The sequence below is a fragment of the Cellulophaga sp. RHA_52 genome (genome assembly GCF_007827205.1).
GTDB classification, from domain to species: Bacteria; Bacteroidota; Bacteroidia; order Flavobacteriales; family Flavobacteriaceae; genus Cellulophaga; species Cellulophaga lytica.
On sequence record NZ_VIRZ01000001.1, the window covers coordinates 2,886,043 to 2,902,749 of the forward strand.

The following is a 16,707-nucleotide window of genomic DNA, read 5'->3' on the forward strand; positions in this document are numbered from 1 at the left end:
TTTAAGAATGCTAATATCGACTTATGAATTTTCTTGCACACATTTACCTTTCTTTTGAAGATGATGAAATTACTATAGGAAACTTTATAGCAGATAGCATTAGGGGAAACAAGTACAAACACTTACCTAAAAAAATACAAAAGGGAATTACCTTACACAGGCATATAGATACTTTTACAGACGCGCACAAAACGGTACGTAAAAGCACTAAAAAATTACACGAAAATTACGGACATTATAGCGGTGTAATTGTAGACATTTTTTATGACCACTTTTTAGCTAAAAATTGGAAGAATTACTCTGATACTCCTTTGGATGAATTTGTTGAAAAATTTTATGATCTTTTAGAAGACAATTATCTTATACTACCAGAAAACACAAAGCGTATGATGCCTTATATGATTGCTGATAATTGGATACTTAGTTATGCAAGCTTAACGGGTATTTCTAAGGTTTTAGACGGAATGAATAGACGTACAAAAAACAGATCTAAAATGAATTTTGCCATTGTAGATTTAAAAGAACATTACAATGAGTTTGAAGATGAGTTTACTTCTTTTTTTGAAGAACTAACCACCTTTGCAAAACAAAAGTATACGTCTTTACTTGAAGAAGAATAAACACTATTTCTTCTTATTGCGTTTGTTATAATTCTTGTCTCCTCTTGTTTTTGGTTTCTTATATTTTCTGGCAATTTCAAACTTATAAGAACCACCTTTATTTACTTTTTTATTTTTCTCTTTCTTTTCATGAAAGCTAGCACCTCTTTCTTCTGCATTAAGATTAATAGGATTGTGGTGCTCTAAAATTTTTGGTCGCTCTTCTGGTATTAATTCCTTAGATATTTCTACAGTTTCTGGCATATCTATAGTCGGAATATTATAATCCATTAACTCCTCAATAGCATCTTTATACTGCTCTTCCTTTTCTGTATAAAACAAAATAGAATTTCCTTCTTCCTCTGCTCTACCTGTTCTACCAATACGGTGCATATAGTTTTCAGGAAAAGTAGGCGTATCAAAATTAATTACGTGAGATATTTTATCTAAATCTAAACCACGTGCCATAACGTCTGTGGTTACCAATATTCTATTAATACCTTCATCAAACTGGTTTATAGAACGTATTCTATAATTTTGAGTTTTATTAGAGTGAATTACACATAATTCATCAGAAAAAATTTCTCCTAAAGAATTAAATAAACGATCTGCAAAACGCTTATTGGCAACAAAAACTAATACTTTTTTATAGGTTTCTTTGTCTTTTAACAAGTGTACCAATAAATTTGCTTTGGTATAAAAGTTAGGTACAGCATAACAAGTTTGCGATATATTATCTAACGGAGTACCACTTACGGCAATAGATACTTTTTCGGGATTTATAAAAAAGTCGTTTATTAGTGTTTCTACATCATCTGTCATTGTAGCAGAAAACATAATGTTTTGCCTACGAGTTGGTAGCAATTCAAAAATATTAGTTATCTGAAAACGAAAACCTAAATCTAGCATTACATCTACTTCATCTATAACTAATTTTTTTATAGATTTTAATTGCAAAGCTCTTGCTAAAACAAGATCATATAAACGGCCAGGTGTTGCTACAATAATATCTGATCCTTGAGATACTGCTTGTGCTTGGGTGTTCATATTTGTTCCACCATAAACACCCATTACCCGTACATTAATGTACTTAGCAAAACTGTTTATTTGTTCTACAACTTGTAAAACCAGTTCTCTTGTTGGCACTAAAATTAATACTCTTGGATTTTTTTGCTTAGAAAAAGCCAAATCTTGTAAAATTGGCAACATATAAGCAAAGGTTTTCCCTGTACCTGTTTGTGCAATACCTATCATATCTTTACCAGACATAACTACCGGGAAAGCTTCTTTTTGTATAGGTGTTGGAGTTGTAAACCCTAAGTCGTCAATTGCATAATGCAATTGTTTTTTAAGATTAAAGTCAGAGAAAGATTCCATTTATAATATTTTGGACAAAGTTACAAGTTATTTTCTAGTCGTATAGTTATGACTACAAAATTAGATTTAAAAAAAACGGTCATACTAAATATGACCGTTTTGTATACAATATGTTGGTATTGTACTATATTCTTTTCACACGAACGGCATTCATACCTTTCATACCTCTTTCTAGTTCGTAGCTTACTTTATCATTTTCAGATATTTCATCTATTAAACCACTAACGTGTACAAAATACTTTTCGTTATTTTCTGCGTCAATAATAAAGCCGAAACCTTTAGAAGTGTCAAAGAAAGAAACTTTACCGTTTCTTACTGGATCTTCTTCTTCCATTTCTTCTTTCTTAGGAATACCTATAACAATACTTTCTGCGTCAACTTTAACTTTTTTAGTTGGATCTGGAGGCGTATCGGTAAGGTGTCCATTTTCATCAACGTACGCAATCATATCTTCAAACTCTCCACCTTTAGAGTTTGCTTTTCTTTCTATTTTACGCTTTGCTTTTTCTTCACGTTTTTTTAAACGTTTTTTTTCTTTTTCTTTTTTACCGAATGTCTGTTGCGATCTCGCCATTAAAATTAACTATTTTTTAGAATTGTACTTAGCCTGTATAGCTCTTTAAAAAGGAATGGAGTAAATACGTAGATGGGCGACTTTTGCTTAAGAACCTGTCTAAAAAGATCTAGAATCAGGATTTATAGGAACCACGTGTTTGTGTATTTAAACTTTCTTTTAGGCTACAAATATACAAAATTATAAAATATAAATTAGTATTAAGCTGTTTTTTCAAAGTTAATTTTTTGATAATTAATGGTTTTAAAACTTTTAAGCTTTATTTTAATATTTCTTTTACTTGTATTTTAAGCTCTGGTAACACATCTGTAACAAACCATTTATTTTTTGCTTGCCATATATTATTTCTTGGAGACGGATGTGGTAGCACCATATAATTTGGCAAATATGTGTGGTAATTTTTAACCGTTTGTGTAAGTGTTTTTTCTGCTTTATTTCCTAAATAGTAAGACTGTGCATAAGCACCAATTAAAAGTGTTAAACGTACATTTTTAATACCATTTAAAATTTGCTTATGCCATAAAGGAGCACATTCTTTTGTTGGTGGTAAATCACCTGATTTGCCCTTGCCTGGGTAACAAAAGCCCATAGGAATAATAGCTACTTTATCTGTATTATAAAAATCTTCTGTAGATATCCCCATCCAGTTTCTTAAGTTTTCTCCACTTTTATCGTTCCAAGGAATACCGGTGTTATGCACTATGCTACCTGGAGCCTGTCCAACAATAACAATTTTGCTTTTTGCAGAGGCACTAACTATTGGCCGTGGCCCTAAAGCCAATTTAGCACTGCAAACAGTACACTTTTTTATTTCTGACAATAACTCTTGCATATTACACAACCAATTTAAAAATTAAAACCATGTATAGTATAAGTTTAGACGTAAAACTTTAAACAATTATACTTTTTTTAGGTTATTAAATTAGAGGTTGCAGGTAATAATATTTAATTTTGTAAATATTTTGATTATACGCACCCTTAAAAACATATAAAATGAGTTTACTTTCTGATAATGTAATACCTGGTAACCACGGTAAAATATTTACCACAAACGCAAAAGAACAAGTAGAAGTTGCTAAAGTTGTAGAAGCAATACTTACGGTTAATGGTATTAAAGATGTATTAGTAAATACTGACGTTTTTCCTGCTGAAATTACAATACATACTACAGAAATAGTTGAAATTGAAAAAGTTGAAAACGCAGTAAAACCAACTGGCTTTCATGCAATTCCTAAAGGAGGATTATTTCAGTTATAAACACTATATTTTAAAAAAAATAAAAGCAGCCTAATTATGGCTGCTTTTTTTATTTTGATGCTATGCTAGTTACTCTAGTTCTTTAAGTAAGTTTTCTGCAGAACTGGTTATTTTTACATAACAATTGTATCCCCATTTAGACACAACTAATAGTAATACTACTAATACAGGAACTAACCAAAACCAAGTTGTATTTGGAGTTATAAAAACATCTTTGTTTTTATATAGTTTAGAAAAAACAGGAATAACTAATAACAATGCTACAAAATTTAAGTAAATACCTAATTGTTGTACTAATAGCAGCTTATTTTTTGCCTTTAGATATTTTTTTAACGTTACTGCATAGCTAGCAACATCAATATTTATAGCTTTAATAGCATACAAATATTTTAAAACTAAAGCTGGTAACGTTACAAAGTAAACCGTTAAAAGTACACCACACAAAGCCAAATACCACGTGTTTAATTTACCAAAATTAAACACTATTACAATAGCAGCTACAAAGCAAACTAAAGCTCCTAAAGTTTCATAAGTTGCTAATTTTCCAAACTTGTTTTTATAACGCTCTTGTGTCATTTTCATAACTAATGTATTGGTTATTTTTTTCTGTTTTTTTAAATCTTTATCCATTTGTTGCCAAACAGCTTGCATTTCATCAATATTCATAATTATTGCTTTAAAATGTTATTCTTTAATTTTTGTTTTATTCTTGAAATTTTGGTTCCAACATTACTAGTGGTAATACCAACAATTTCTGCTATCTCTTCATATTTTTTTCCTTCTAACAGCAATAACATAAGGGCCTTTTCTAATACATTTAGCTGCTGTATTTGGGCATAAACAAGTTTTAATTGCTCTTCATAAATAGGGTTATAATCTTCTGCTTGTTGCACAATTACTTTCTCTATAGGCACACTTTTAGGTTTTTTAGTGTGCTTTTTAATTTTTGTTAATGCAGTATTTAAAGCTACTCTGTACAACCAAGTACTTATTTTAGATTGGTTATTAAAACTATCAAAAGACTTCCAGAGTTGGTATACAATATCTTGATAAAGATCTTGCTGATCTGCTTTATTATTAGTGTATACAGTGGTAACCTTAAATATTAATCCTTGGTTGTTTTGTATAAGCTCTACAAATTTTTCTTCCTTGCTCATAAGCAACTTTAATTTATAATATTAGTATAAGTTATCTTAAAAAAATCACACTTTTAAGCATAAAAAAACCTCTAAAAATTTAGAGGTTGTTTATTTACTAAAGATTACAGACAATTTTAATGTGCAATACTGTTGTAATCTTGCTGTGTATCTACATCAATTTCTTTACCATTAGGTTCTACCATTACAATTTCACTTGCGTGTTTTATAAGAATCTCTTTAGCTCCAAAATCTTCATTTAATTCTCTTAATTCTGCATAGTATTGAGAATCAAAAATAGCAGGTACACCTACTCTTTCTCCATAGTTTGTTGCAACAATGGTACTAACCGATGTAGAAAACAGACTTACCATTTTAGTAAGGTATGCACTGTCTATTAATGGCTGATCTGCCAATGATATTAAAACAGCACTGTACTCTTCGTCTAGTTTTTGTAATTCTACAATTCCGTGAGCAATAGAACTCCCAAGTCCTTTCTTCCAATTTAGGTTGATAAAAACTTGTTCTTCTTTTACGTTAATTTGTGTTTTAATTTCGGCTGCGTTTGCACCTAGAACTACATAAACATCTAACAGAGCTGTGCCCTCTGCTTGTTGTACTGCATTACCCAAAAGTGTTGTATCCTTATAAGGTAATACTTGTTTAGTTTGTTGCATTCTAGTTGATGAACCCGCAGCTAAAATAATATTAGCTATTTTCATTGTTATAGTTTAGTTGTGTATTTTTCCAATTTTATCTTTTAATCGTATAGGTTTTGTTTTTCTTATTACTGTTAATATTTCTGCTACTATTGCTATAGAAATTTCTTGTGGTGTTTCTGCTCCTATGTGTAAACCAGCCGGACCGTGAATTACGTCTAAAAAAGCATCATTTACCTCAGGATAATGTTCTATAAACTCATTTAATAATTTTTCTCTTCTGGTTGTTGGCCCTAATAAACCTATGTATATTGGCTGTGCTTTTTTTAATGCCAATAAATACTGTAGGTCTTTTACATAGCTATGCGTCATTAAAACAACTGCGGTTTGATTATCTATTTTAGAAACCTCTAGTAGCTCTGGCACTGCAACTTGTATACTCTCTGCTCCAGGAAAATCTGATAATTGTTTCTCTTCTTTAGGAATAACACAAACGGTAACTTCCCAACCCGTTAAGGCAGCATAAGATGTTAATTGTACAGCATCATGTTCTGCACCAATAATCATTAATTTAAAACAAGGCTCTAAATTTTGAGTAAAAGCAGGTAGTTCTTTATTAAGTTGAAACTTATCATAAACTGCATATTTTTTATTAAAAAAACTAAAAACAGATCCAAAACTACCATTTTCAGCATCTTTTTGCTCAAAATATGATGTAATACTAAAATCATCTCTATCTGCTACTACTTTCCAAAACGTATCACAAAAAACTGTGTTTGGTGTAAAAGGCTCTAGCAAAACATATAAAATACCTTCACAACCTAATCTATATCTACCATCATATGTCATTACCTTAGCTACACCAGTTGTAAAAACAGTTGCAGCTTGCCTTAATACTTCTTTTTCTACACAACCACCGCTAACAGCACCAACGGTTTCTCCGTTCTCTAATATAAGCATACGTACTCCCGGACGCCTGTATGATGAGCCATTTAAGGCAACAACAGTTGCTAAAACAGTTTTTATATTTTGCTGTTTAGCTTTAGTATAAGCCGTTACAATTTTTTTAAGTTCATGCGTCATTTTACAATAATCTCCTTGTTTGTATAAAAGGTACCAAAGTTCCTTTGTTATAACTGTTTTTGTTTGGGGCTATACAAATAAAGCCATCGCAATTTGCCAAACTGGTTAAATCACCAGAACCGTTTTCTATAATTCTGTTTGCAAGTAGTTTACCGTTAATAAAAGTAACTTTAACACGTAAAAATAAGGTTAAACTACCTTTATTATCAAGTTCTTCGTTTAAAATAACATAATTATTAGAAACCGTTAAACCTAAGCTTTTATTTAACCAAGGTTTAAAATAAATATGGTAGTTGGCAAAAGTAGATGCTGGGTTACCTGGGAACGAAAAAATTACTGTATTAGTTGCTTTGTGAACCCCAAACCAAAATGGTTTTCCTGGTCTTTGTAATACTTTATGAAAAACTTTTTCTACGCCTAATTCTTCTAATGCTATTGGTAAAAAATCAAATTTACCCTTACTAACTCCGCCACTCAGCAACAATACATCATTAGTTTTCAAAGCTACCTCTAAAGCATCTTTTATAGCCTCCTTACTATCTTTTAAATGTAACGTTTGCGCAAGTATGTGTTCATTTAGCAAAGCCGCATATAAAGAGTTTATGTTAGATTTACGTATTTGGTGCGGTAACGGAACTTCTGCAACCTCTACCAACTCATTACCTGTAGCAATTGTTGTAATTTTAGGTAACTTTTTAACCCATACCTTAGCTGCGCCAACAGCAGAAAGCACACCAATTTCTGCTGCAGTAATTAGTGTATTTTTACGTAATACAGTAGCCCCCTTAAGCTCATCACTACCCTTTATATGTATATTTTGACCTTTAACTGGCTGTTTTTGTAATTTTGCAAAACCATTATGTATTACAACATCTTCATACATTACCACTACATCTGTACTTTTGGGTACAACTGCGCCTGTCATAATCTCTACACATACCGTTTTATCCTTAAGTTCTATTGTAGGGCTACCTGCTGGTATTACCGCTTCAATTTTAAATAAACTTTGACCATCATTTATTGCAGAGAAAGACAATGCTATACCATCTTTTGTTGCTCTGTTAAATGGCGGAAAATCCCTGTCAGCCTTAATATCTACAGCTAAAACTCTACCTACAGCATCTTTTAACAGTACTTGTTCTGTACCGTAATCTACCGTGTGTTGCAATACGCTATTATATGCTTCTTTAAATGTTATCATTTACACTATTTCTATGCTTTTAAAAGCATTTATACCACCTTCTACATTTACTACATTTATAGTTTTTTCTGCTAGTTGGTTTTGCGCTATTTTGCTACGTTTACCAGACTGACAAATAACATATGTTGTGGTATTATTTTTTATTTTAGATAGATGAAAATCTAACTCTGCAAGTGGTATATGTATAGAGTTTGGAATATGATAAACATTGTACTCATTAATAGTACGCACATCTATCAATTGAAAATTGGTATTATTATCAACTAACTCTTTAAATTCTTTAATTGTGATTGATGCTCCTGTAGCACAACCATTATCACCATAAGAATCTTCCAGTTCAGTACGTTTTAAATTCTTATTTACAGCTGCAAATTTTATTTTATTATAAGTTTGATGCAAACCATTGAATAATAATAATTCTCCAGACAACACCTCTCCTACTCCCGTTAGTAACTTTACAGTTTCTAAAGCTTGTAAATTACCAATTATACCAGGCACTACACCAAGCACTCCGTTTTCATTACAATTAGGTATTTCATGAGCAGAAGGCATATTAGGAAACAAACAACGGTATGTTGGTCCGCCTTTATAATTAAAAACGCTTAGCTGACCTTCAAAACCCTGTATTGCTCCAGAAACAAAAGGTTTGTTTAAAATAATGCAAGCATCGTTAACTAAATATCTAGTAGCAAAATTATCCGAAGCATCTACAACCACATCAAAACCAGAAACTATATCTAAAACATTATCCTTTGCTAAAAATGTATTGTACTGTTTAAATAATGTATTGCTATTTTGAGCTTTTAATTTTTCTATAGCTGTTGCTAACTTAGATGCTCCAACCTCAGCTTCTGTATACAATACCTGACGTTGTAAATTGGTAATATCTACAGTATCTGCTTCTACCAAACCCAAAGTACCAACACCCATTGCGTTTAAATATTGTAAAACAGGAATACCTAAACCGCCTACACCAACAACTAGAACCTTTGCTTTAGCTAGTTTTTTTTGTGCAGCATCACCAAACTCCTTTAAAACAGTTTGTCTAATGTACCTCATATTCATAGATAATAATTATTTAGCAAGTTGTTCTTCTATTTTTTGCAATGCAACATCATATTCTTCTTTAGAGTTTGCATTAAGCAATACTTTATCTTGTTCTGGATACACAAGTTTACAATCTGAATTAATTAAAAATTTACGCGGACAACTACCATTACCTGCATTTAAATACGCTTCAGATTTTTGCAAAGCCTCTGGCTCCCAAATTGCACATAAAGGTTCTGGTAGTTTACTTTCTTTAGTAGCAAAAGCAGTTGCCAGTTTAGTGTTATCTCTTTCTTTTATTAGTTGCTGTAGAGCAGTTAAGTCTAGCAAAGGTAAATCACAAGCTACAATCAACCAAGCTACATTAGAGTTGGTATTATATGCACTTAACAAACCATTGTACGGTCCTTTAAATTTATTTTCATCTACAATAACATTTGTAGTATTAGAAAATTCTTTTTTTTGATCTTCTCTAATACTGTAATACGTTTTACTACATAGTTGTGCTAGTAAATTGTATAAATATTCTCTTTGCGGAATATTATGGTAGGTAATTGCACCTTTGTCTGTTCCCATTCTAGTGCTTTTACCACCAGCTAATACTAGTCCGTATAGTTCCGTTTTATTCAAAATAAAAAAGTTTTAGATTGTTTATGCAGGCAATTATCCGCCAATAGATGTCATTGAATTGCTAAAAATACCATCGTATTTTTTTTGAGCTTCAAATCCTGTTTTTGCTCTACTGCCTACTGCTTTTAAAATTTGTTGTTTTACAGCTTCATCAGAATTTCCTTCTCTTAAAATAGCTCTTAAATTATTGCTTGGTTTGGCATATAGACACGTAATTACATCTCCGGTGGCAGAAATACGCAACCTGTTACAAGACCCACAAAATGTTCTACTAAAAGACGGTATTAAACCAAAAGTACTTTTATGGCCTTTAATTTTATAATTGATAGAAGTTGATGTAGCAGGAGACTCTAATTTTTCAATTTTAGGAAAAGCAGTTTTAATATGATTAAATATACTTTTGTAATCCCATTTTATGGTTGAAAACTCCTTAGAACCTCCATTAAATGGCATTTCTTCTAAAAACCTAATAGAAACGTTGTAATGCTTCATTAGTTCTAAAATAGAAATTATATCCTCTGTATTTTGTCCGTCTAAAACAATAAAATTAATACGTACATTAAAACCTTCAGAAATTAATTTAATTAAATTACCGTAAACCGTGTCATACGTATCTCTACGTGTAATTTTATTAAATGTTTGTTTATTAATTGCATCTAAGCTTACATTTATATTGGTAATACCTAATTGTTTTAACTCACTAATATACGGGCCAATTAATGTTGCATTGGTGGTTATAGAGATATCATTTAAACCATTTAAAACAGCTAGTTTACGTAGTAAAACCATAAGGTCTTTGCGTACAAAAGGCTCGCCACCAGTAATTCTTATTTTATCTATTCCCTGAGACACAACAATTTCACTAAGTTTTACCAACTCTTCAATGGTAAAAAGCTTATTATTTTTGGCAAAGTTAATTCCCTCAGACGGCATACAATAATTGCAACGCAAATTGCATCGATCTGTAACAGCTAAGCGTAAATAATTTATTTTTCTATTATGATTGTCTATCAGCATTATTCTCCTTTCGTTTGTATAACTATTATCCGCCACTTACTGGTGGTATTAAAGCAACCTCATCTGTATCATTTAATATGCTATTGTGTTCTGCATAAGCATTATTAACAGCAATTGCTAATGACGACAGTTTTTTTAAATCTGGATATTTTTCCTGCAAGTAGGTATGTAAATCACCTACTGTTTTTTGTGTATTGGTTGTAAAGTTAGTAACGTCTAACACACTAGAACCTATAATATCTTTGGTTATTCCAAATAGTAAAATTTTCATATTTAACCTATAATCTCTTTTTTCTGCACTTTTAAATGTTCTGGGGTTTTAGTAAAAGGCTGTTGTGTAAACCTATGCCCTGTTACTGCTTTTAATGCATTTGCAACTGCTGCACCTGCTGGTGGTAAGGTTGGTTCTCCTAAACCTGTTGGTGCTAAATTGTTTTCTACAAAATGAGTTTCTACTACCGGAGCTTCTTTCATTCTTATTAACCTATATGTATCAAAATTTTTAGAAGAAGGCACTCCTTTATCAAAAGCAAAATCACCATACATTGCATGGCCAATACCATCTACAACACCACCTTGAGCTTGGTTTTCTGCACCTATTGGGTTTACTACAATACCGCAATCTATAACACAGGTAACCTTTTTAACTACGGGCTGGCCATTTACCACTTCTACATCTGCAACCTCTGCTACGTGAGAGTTATGACAATAATACGCAGAAAAACCTTGGTAAGTAGTATCTGAAGTTTTTCCCCAGTTAGATTTTTCTACTGCTAATTTTATAACATTCTCTAAGCGTTCTGGAGAATACTGTATTTTTTCATCTGTAGTACCTTTAACTTTTTGCAACAGGTCTAGTCTCATTTGCACACGGTCTACATTTAACTCATCTGCAAGTTCATCAAAAAAACTTTGCTCTGCAAAAGCTAAAAAATTGGTATAAGGAGCACGCCAAGCACCTGTTGTAACTTTACTTTGGTAATTTGCAGCATCAACCTTATAATTCTCTATAGCTCCAGCTGGAAAAAAGTTAGGAATTAATCCGTACATATTACCATTAACAGCAGCCTCTCTTAAATGATAGCCTGTTATTTTACCATTTTTAATAGCTGCCTTTATTTTATATTTAGATGCCGGCCTGTATATACCTGCCGTCATATCATCTTCTCTAGAGTAAACAACCTTTACTGGCTTTTTAGCCAAGTTAGATATAGTTGCTGCCTCTATAGCAAAATCTCCATATAAACGTCTGCCAAAACCACCTCCCATACGAGTCATTTCTAAATGCACCTCATCAGGCTTTCTACCTAAACTATTTGCTATACCAGCAGCAGTACGCTGTGGTGTTTGTATAGGCCCCACCAAATGAATTTTATCTGCAGTTACATTTGCATAAAAATTCATAGGTTCCATACAATTATGAGGTAAAAAAGGAGCTTCATATGTACGCTCTAATATTTTATCTGCTTCTGCAAAAGCTTTATCTACATTACCGTCTTCACGTAATACCTTAGCATCTTTATTTTGTAATAACTCTTGCAATATTTTGTTATGGTCCTCTGTACTTTCTAATTCTTCTTCAGTTTTCCACTCTGCTTTAATGCTATTTTTTGCTTTAAATGCAGACCAAGTATCTTTTGCTAGTACTGCAATTTTATTTTCAAACTCAATAACATCTATAACGTTACTATATTCTTTAGCTTTAGAAGCATCAAAAGAAACAAGTTTTTTACCAAAAGCAGGCGGGCGCACAACTGCAGCATACACCATTCCATCTGCTTTATAATCTAAACCAAACAAAGGCTTACCTGTTATAATTTTATCAATATCTACATTTACAGCATCTGTACCAATTATGGTAAAATCTTTAGGGTCTTTTAAGGTAACATTCTCTGGAACATCTAATACTGCTGCTTCAGTAACAACAGCTCCATAACCTAATGTTTCTCCTTTTGCATTTGTAATTACTCCATTTTTTGTAGTACAGCTACTAGGGTCTACTCCCCAACGGGCTGCTGCTGCATTTACTAACATTTGCCTAGCTGTAGCACCAGTTTGGCGTAGAGGCTCCCAACCAAGACGTATAGACTGGCTACCACCTGCTACTTGCCTTTGAAAGTTTACAGTATCTAAATCTCCTTGTATAACGTTTACATTGCTCCAAGCTACATCTAACTCTTCTGCTATTAACATAGGCATAGCAGTTTTTACACCCTGACCTATTTCTGGGTTTGGAGAAAATATACTTACAGCTCCGTTTTCTGCTATTTTTATGTAGGCATTAAAATCTTTATAATCTAAGTCTGCAATATCTACAGGTGCTTTTGCATTGGGTTTACAAGAGTTAAAAAGATTAAAACCAATTAATAATCCGCCACTTGCCAAAGAGGATGTTCTTATAAAATTTCTTCTACTAAATGTTATTTTTGAGTCTGACATAGTTGTTGCTTTTAAATTGAGTGATTAGGCTAATTTATTAGCAGCAACTTCTACTGCTTTATGGATTCTGTTATAAGCTGCACATCTGCAAATGTTACCGTGCATTGCACTTTTAATTTCTTCTGATGACGGACTACTATTTTTTGCTAAAAAAGCTGAAGCCGTCATTATTTGTCCCGCTTGGCAATATCCGCATTGTGGTACATCTACCTCTTTCCAAGCTTCTTGTACAGGGTGTAAACCTTCTGTAGACAAACCTTCTATTGTTGTTACCTCCTTTTCTGCTATAACACTAATTGGTGTAGAGCAACTACGCACAGCATTACCATTTATATGCACTGTACATGCACCACACTGACCAATACCACAACCAAACTTAGTACCTACTAAATTTAATTGATCTCTTAACACCCATAATAAAGGTGTATCTTCACTAACATTTACTGTTTGTTCTTTTCCGTTAATCTTTACTGTGTATGCTGGCATATTGGTTGATTTATAGGTGAAACAATTAAGAGTATAACTTTATTAAACACAATTTACCAAAAAAAATAAGATTTACTGGTACAATTTTAACTATTACTAGCTGTGTAACTATTTAATAACAAACCTTAACATTTTTTAACAGGCTTTACCATAGCAAGTCATAATTTTGTACGTTTACCGCCGTTAACACTAATGAACATAAATTATTATATATGAAATTGAATTTGAAGATTTTTTCTGTTTTTTGTTTAACGTTACTAGCTATTTCTTGTGGTAACGCAGATGACGATGTAGATTTTGACTTTAACGATAAGGGTGAATTAGGAAAAGGAACAACAGTAGATGATTGTCTTGGTTTTGGCGAGAATGATCTAATATTATCCATACAAGAACAATACACAGCTAAACCCTCTAAAGTATCAGTCTTTTTTAAAGTATCTGACGCAGACGGCAACCCTGTTGTTGGTTTAGTAGAGGATGATTTTACAATATATGAACAAGGTAGAAATGATGATTGTTTTAATAAAATATCTACTACCGAATCATCTAAAAAAATATCTCCAAACGGACAAATTTTTAATAACAGCACACTACTTGTATTAGACTTAAGTAAAAGTGTATTAGATAGTAGTTTAGACGAATTAAAAGCTGCGTCTATTAGTTTTATTAATAATGTGATGCCTGAAGAAGAAGACAAAAGTGATTCTTTTACAATGAGTATTCATTGGTTTGATGGCGAAGATAAATTACATGAGCTAAACCCATTAACTTCTTCTAGAGACGAGTTAGTTTCTGCAATAGAAAGTATTACAAGTACTATTAGCTCTGATGCCTCTACAGATTTATACGGAGCAGCAATAAGATCTACAGATTTAGCAAGTAAATATTTAAAAGATAATACTGCTAAAGATGTTATTGGTGCAGCCTCTGTAGTTTTATTTACAGATGGTACAGACCAAGCGTCTAGATACACTAAAGCTGCTGCCTTAAAAAAGGTAACAGATGCAGATCCTAACATATCTTTCTTTTCTATTGGCTTAGGTAGTGAAATTGATGCTGAAATTTTAAAAGAACTTGGTAAAACATTTAGTGTATTTGCCACTAATAAAGAAGAGTTAGAAACTACATTTAATGAGATCTCTACTAAAATATCTGAAAGAGCAAATAGTTTTTACTTATTTGAGTACTGCACTCCTAAAAGAGATGGTAGTGGCACAAGTAATTTGGTAATACAAGTAAAAAAACAAAATAGAGAAGGCGCTGTACAAACTAAATTTAGCGCAGATGGTTTTACAGGAGGTTGCGACTTATAACAATATTAAAATTAACACCTATAAATTAAAAGAGCTTCTGTTTAGAAGCTCTTTTTTTATGTTTAAAAAGTAGGGTTTTCCTAGCTATAGTTGTTATACTAACATACCAAGCAATTGTTATTTACACTTACAATTGCAAACCAATTACTAACACTATAACATATATTAAAATGGGAATACTAAAAGAAATTATCCACGAAAGTGCCATTGGCAACAAGCCAGTAATTTACAAAGCATTTGTAATAAGTGTATTTATTAGCATTGTATTAATTAGTTTTACAATGCTAACAGCAATCCTAAGAAACCCGCAACAAGTAATTACAGGTTTTGGTTATTAATTACTTTAAAATTAGTCCGTTTTTAAAATAACCTTTTTTAGTTTTCAAATCTATTAAATACCCATTAACAATAGCGTACACTAGCTCTCCTTTTTTTTCTAAAAAGAAATTAGGATTTTTACCAGGTGTTAAACGCATTACTTTAGGTAGCACATAACCAGTGTTTACTATATGTAATGGTAATTGGGTATTTTTTAGTTTAACTGGTACTTTATCTACAGGTACATACATATACCCCTCTTTTAATAAAGCAAAAGCGTTAAGCTTAGAAAACTGCTCTAAGCTTTTTAACGTTTTTGGATATTTTTTTGCTTGTACTGCAGTATAACCTTCTGCATTAAAAGTGGTATAGCCGTAGTACGTAGACAAATCTCCTTGATCTGCTATTCTACCTATATTATAAAAATTTGTGTGCATAGGGTTATCTATTTCTGTGTGGTTAACCCCTATGTCTAACTTGTATGTTTTACCTAACAGATTATAACTAACATTCGTCATTTTTAAGTCGAACATTTTTCTATCGTTTTCAGGGATTTTATTATAATCATCTATAGCAATATTAGCATAAGATCCATTTGCAATAGTGTATATAGCAGATAAGATAGATACGTAATTTAGCTTACGTATTTCTTGTTTCTCTACATCATCATAATTACCACCAGACTCTATTAAAATAGTACTTGTTCCCCACTTTTGTATATTATCACCAAAAGCACGCGGCTCAAAATTATCATTATAACGCCCTACTTGTCCTGGTGCATATTTTTGTACAATACTGTTCATATAAACAATTACTTTCATAGCATTTGCACGTACTTTATTAATATCTTTTTCATAGTTATATGCTGGCGCTAAATAAGATATAGTAGCAGGTTTATTTGTACGCTCTGCATTATAATACGTACTTTGGTCGTGTAGGTTAAAACCAAAATTAGCTTTAAGACTATCTCTTACCCTTTTTAATGTTCTACCCTCTGGAGATTGTAGATGCAAAGCATCCCTGTTTATATCTATACCCAGTGTATTTCTACGTGTATAGTATTCTGCCCCATCCGGATTTAACATTGGCAAAAAATGAAGCGTTAGCTTACTTAATATTTTTTCTTTTTCTTTCTGAAACGAATTAGCATCTAAAAAATTGAGAATATCAAAAATAGCCTGTGTTGCAGTAGGTTCATCTCCGTGCATTTGAGACCATAAAAACACATTTATTTTCCCTGTGCCTATACTCACTAAAGAAATGCTACGTCCTTCTATAGATTCACCTACTTTAGTTACCTTAAACTTAGCATTATTAGTATACTTTTTTATTAAAGGTTGCAAGTCTTTATGTTTTATTCTTCGTTGTTTTAAAGACAATTCTTTGTATGTATTATAAGTGCTATGTAAACCATTAGTTATTTCTGTTTCTTGTGCACAAACAACAACTGTAAAACTTAATATAGTTACTATACTTAAAATTAAAGATTTCATTATTGTATAAATTTATATTACTGCAAGATAATGAATGGTATTAAGCAAAATCTACTATTTTTGAAAAAGAGATTAACC

General features: G+C 31.8%; 19 protein-coding genes. 4 read left to right on the forward strand and 15 right to left on the reverse strand.

Annotated elements, in window-relative coordinates:
* The first annotated feature begins 23 nt into the window (after positions 1-23).
* Positions 24-620, forward strand: coding sequence for an ACP phosphodiesterase (locus JM80_RS12810; protein ID WP_034643780.1), 597 nt, complete (start codon positions 24-26; stop codon positions 618-620).
* 3 nt (positions 621-623) lie between these two features.
* Here the strand turns inward: JM80_RS12810 and JM80_RS12815 are convergent, their stop codons facing one another.
* The 3 genes from JM80_RS12815 to JM80_RS12825 form a co-directional block, all read right to left on the reverse strand.
* Positions 624-1,976, reverse strand: coding sequence for a DEAD/DEAH box helicase (locus JM80_RS12815; protein WP_144710435.1), 1,353 nt, complete (start codon positions 1,974-1,976; stop codon positions 624-626).
* 124 nt (positions 1,977-2,100) lie between these two features.
* The gene (locus tag JM80_RS12820; protein WP_013622372.1) at positions 2,101-2,550 is read right to left on the reverse strand and encodes a cold-shock protein; all 450 of its coding nucleotides are present in this window, start codon (positions 2,548-2,550) and stop codon (positions 2,101-2,103) included.
* Between the two features lie 259 nt (positions 2,551-2,809).
* On the reverse strand, positions 2,810-3,382 hold the full coding sequence (locus JM80_RS12825) for a uracil-DNA glycosylase family protein (RefSeq protein WP_034643788.1): 573 nt from the start codon (positions 3,380-3,382) through the stop codon (positions 2,810-2,812).
* A 161-nt stretch (positions 3,383-3,543) separates the two neighbouring features.
* Here JM80_RS12825 and JM80_RS12830 point away from each other — a divergent pair, with 161 nt between their 5' ends.
* The gene (locus JM80_RS12830; protein WP_144710437.1) at positions 3,544-3,807 is read left to right on the forward strand and encodes a heavy-metal-associated domain-containing protein; all 264 of its coding nucleotides are present in this window, start codon (positions 3,544-3,546) and stop codon (positions 3,805-3,807) included.
* 69 nt (positions 3,808-3,876) lie between these two features.
* Here JM80_RS12830 and JM80_RS12835 read toward each other — a convergent pair whose 3' ends face one another.
* The 11 genes from JM80_RS12835 to JM80_RS12885 form a co-directional block, all read right to left on the reverse strand.
* Complete coding sequence (locus JM80_RS12835) at positions 3,877-4,473, reverse strand: hypothetical protein (protein ID WP_075695535.1); 597 nt, start codon at positions 4,471-4,473, stop codon at positions 3,877-3,879.
* A 2-nt stretch (positions 4,474-4,475) separates the two neighbouring features.
* Entirely contained in the window at positions 4,476-4,964 is a 489-nt protein-coding gene (locus tag JM80_RS12840; protein ID WP_034643796.1) for an RNA polymerase sigma factor, read from the reverse strand.
* 116 nt (positions 4,965-5,080) lie between these two features.
* Positions 5,081-5,665, reverse strand: coding sequence for an NTP transferase domain-containing protein (locus tag JM80_RS12845; protein WP_013622367.1), 585 nt, complete (start codon positions 5,663-5,665; stop codon positions 5,081-5,083).
* 9 nt (positions 5,666-5,674) lie between these two features.
* The gene (locus tag JM80_RS12850; RefSeq protein WP_144710439.1) at positions 5,675-6,685 is read right to left on the reverse strand and encodes an XdhC family protein; all 1,011 of its coding nucleotides are present in this window, start codon (positions 6,683-6,685) and stop codon (positions 5,675-5,677) included.
* 1 nt (position 6,686) lies between these two features.
* Positions 6,687-7,886 (reverse strand): molybdopterin molybdotransferase MoeA, encoded by a 1,200-nt coding sequence (locus JM80_RS12855; RefSeq protein WP_144710441.1) that lies wholly within the window; start codon positions 7,884-7,886, stop codon positions 6,687-6,689.
* The gene (locus tag JM80_RS12860; protein ID WP_144710443.1) at positions 7,887-8,951 is read right to left on the reverse strand and encodes a HesA/MoeB/ThiF family protein; all 1,065 of its coding nucleotides are present in this window, start codon (positions 8,949-8,951) and stop codon (positions 7,887-7,889) included.
* Between the two features lie 9 nt (positions 8,952-8,960).
* Positions 8,961-9,563: an NTP transferase domain-containing protein gene (locus JM80_RS12865; protein ID WP_013622363.1), complete on the reverse strand. Its 603-nt coding sequence runs from the start codon at positions 9,561-9,563 to the stop codon at positions 8,961-8,963.
* 33 nt (positions 9,564-9,596) lie between these two features.
* Complete coding sequence (gene moaA / locus JM80_RS12870) at positions 9,597-10,580, reverse strand: GTP 3',8-cyclase MoaA (RefSeq protein WP_144710445.1); 984 nt, start codon at positions 10,578-10,580, stop codon at positions 9,597-9,599.
* Positions 10,581-10,605: 25 nt separating this feature from the next.
* A complete protein-coding gene (locus JM80_RS12875) occupies positions 10,606-10,851 on the reverse strand; it encodes a MoaD/ThiS family protein (RefSeq protein WP_075695529.1) in 246 nt (81 codons plus the stop codon).
* Between the two features lie 2 nt (positions 10,852-10,853).
* Positions 10,854-13,019: a molybdopterin cofactor-binding domain-containing protein gene (locus JM80_RS12880; RefSeq protein ID WP_144710447.1), complete on the reverse strand. Its 2,166-nt coding sequence runs from the start codon at positions 13,017-13,019 to the stop codon at positions 10,854-10,856.
* Between the two features lie 24 nt (positions 13,020-13,043).
* The gene (locus JM80_RS12885; protein ID WP_013622359.1) at positions 13,044-13,505 is read right to left on the reverse strand and encodes a (2Fe-2S)-binding protein; all 462 of its coding nucleotides are present in this window, start codon (positions 13,503-13,505) and stop codon (positions 13,044-13,046) included.
* A 212-nt stretch (positions 13,506-13,717) separates the two neighbouring features.
* Here JM80_RS12885 and JM80_RS12890 point away from each other — a divergent pair, with 212 nt between their 5' ends.
* Together JM80_RS12890 and JM80_RS16455 are read left to right on the forward strand one after the other, a co-directional pair.
* The gene (locus JM80_RS12890; protein ID WP_144710449.1) at positions 13,718-14,818 is read left to right on the forward strand and encodes a VWA domain-containing protein; all 1,101 of its coding nucleotides are present in this window, start codon (positions 13,718-13,720) and stop codon (positions 14,816-14,818) included.
* 170 nt (positions 14,819-14,988) lie between these two features.
* On the forward strand, positions 14,989-15,156 hold the full coding sequence (locus JM80_RS16455; protein WP_013622357.1) for a hypothetical protein: 168 nt from the start codon (positions 14,989-14,991) through the stop codon (positions 15,154-15,156).
* On the opposite strand, the gene JM80_RS12895 is transcribed toward JM80_RS16455, so the two are convergent.
* Positions 15,157-16,629, reverse strand: a complete 1,473-nt coding sequence (locus JM80_RS12895; protein ID WP_144710451.1) for a M14 family zinc carboxypeptidase — start codon at positions 16,627-16,629, stop codon at positions 15,157-15,159.
* Positions 16,630-16,707 lie beyond the last annotated feature (78 nt).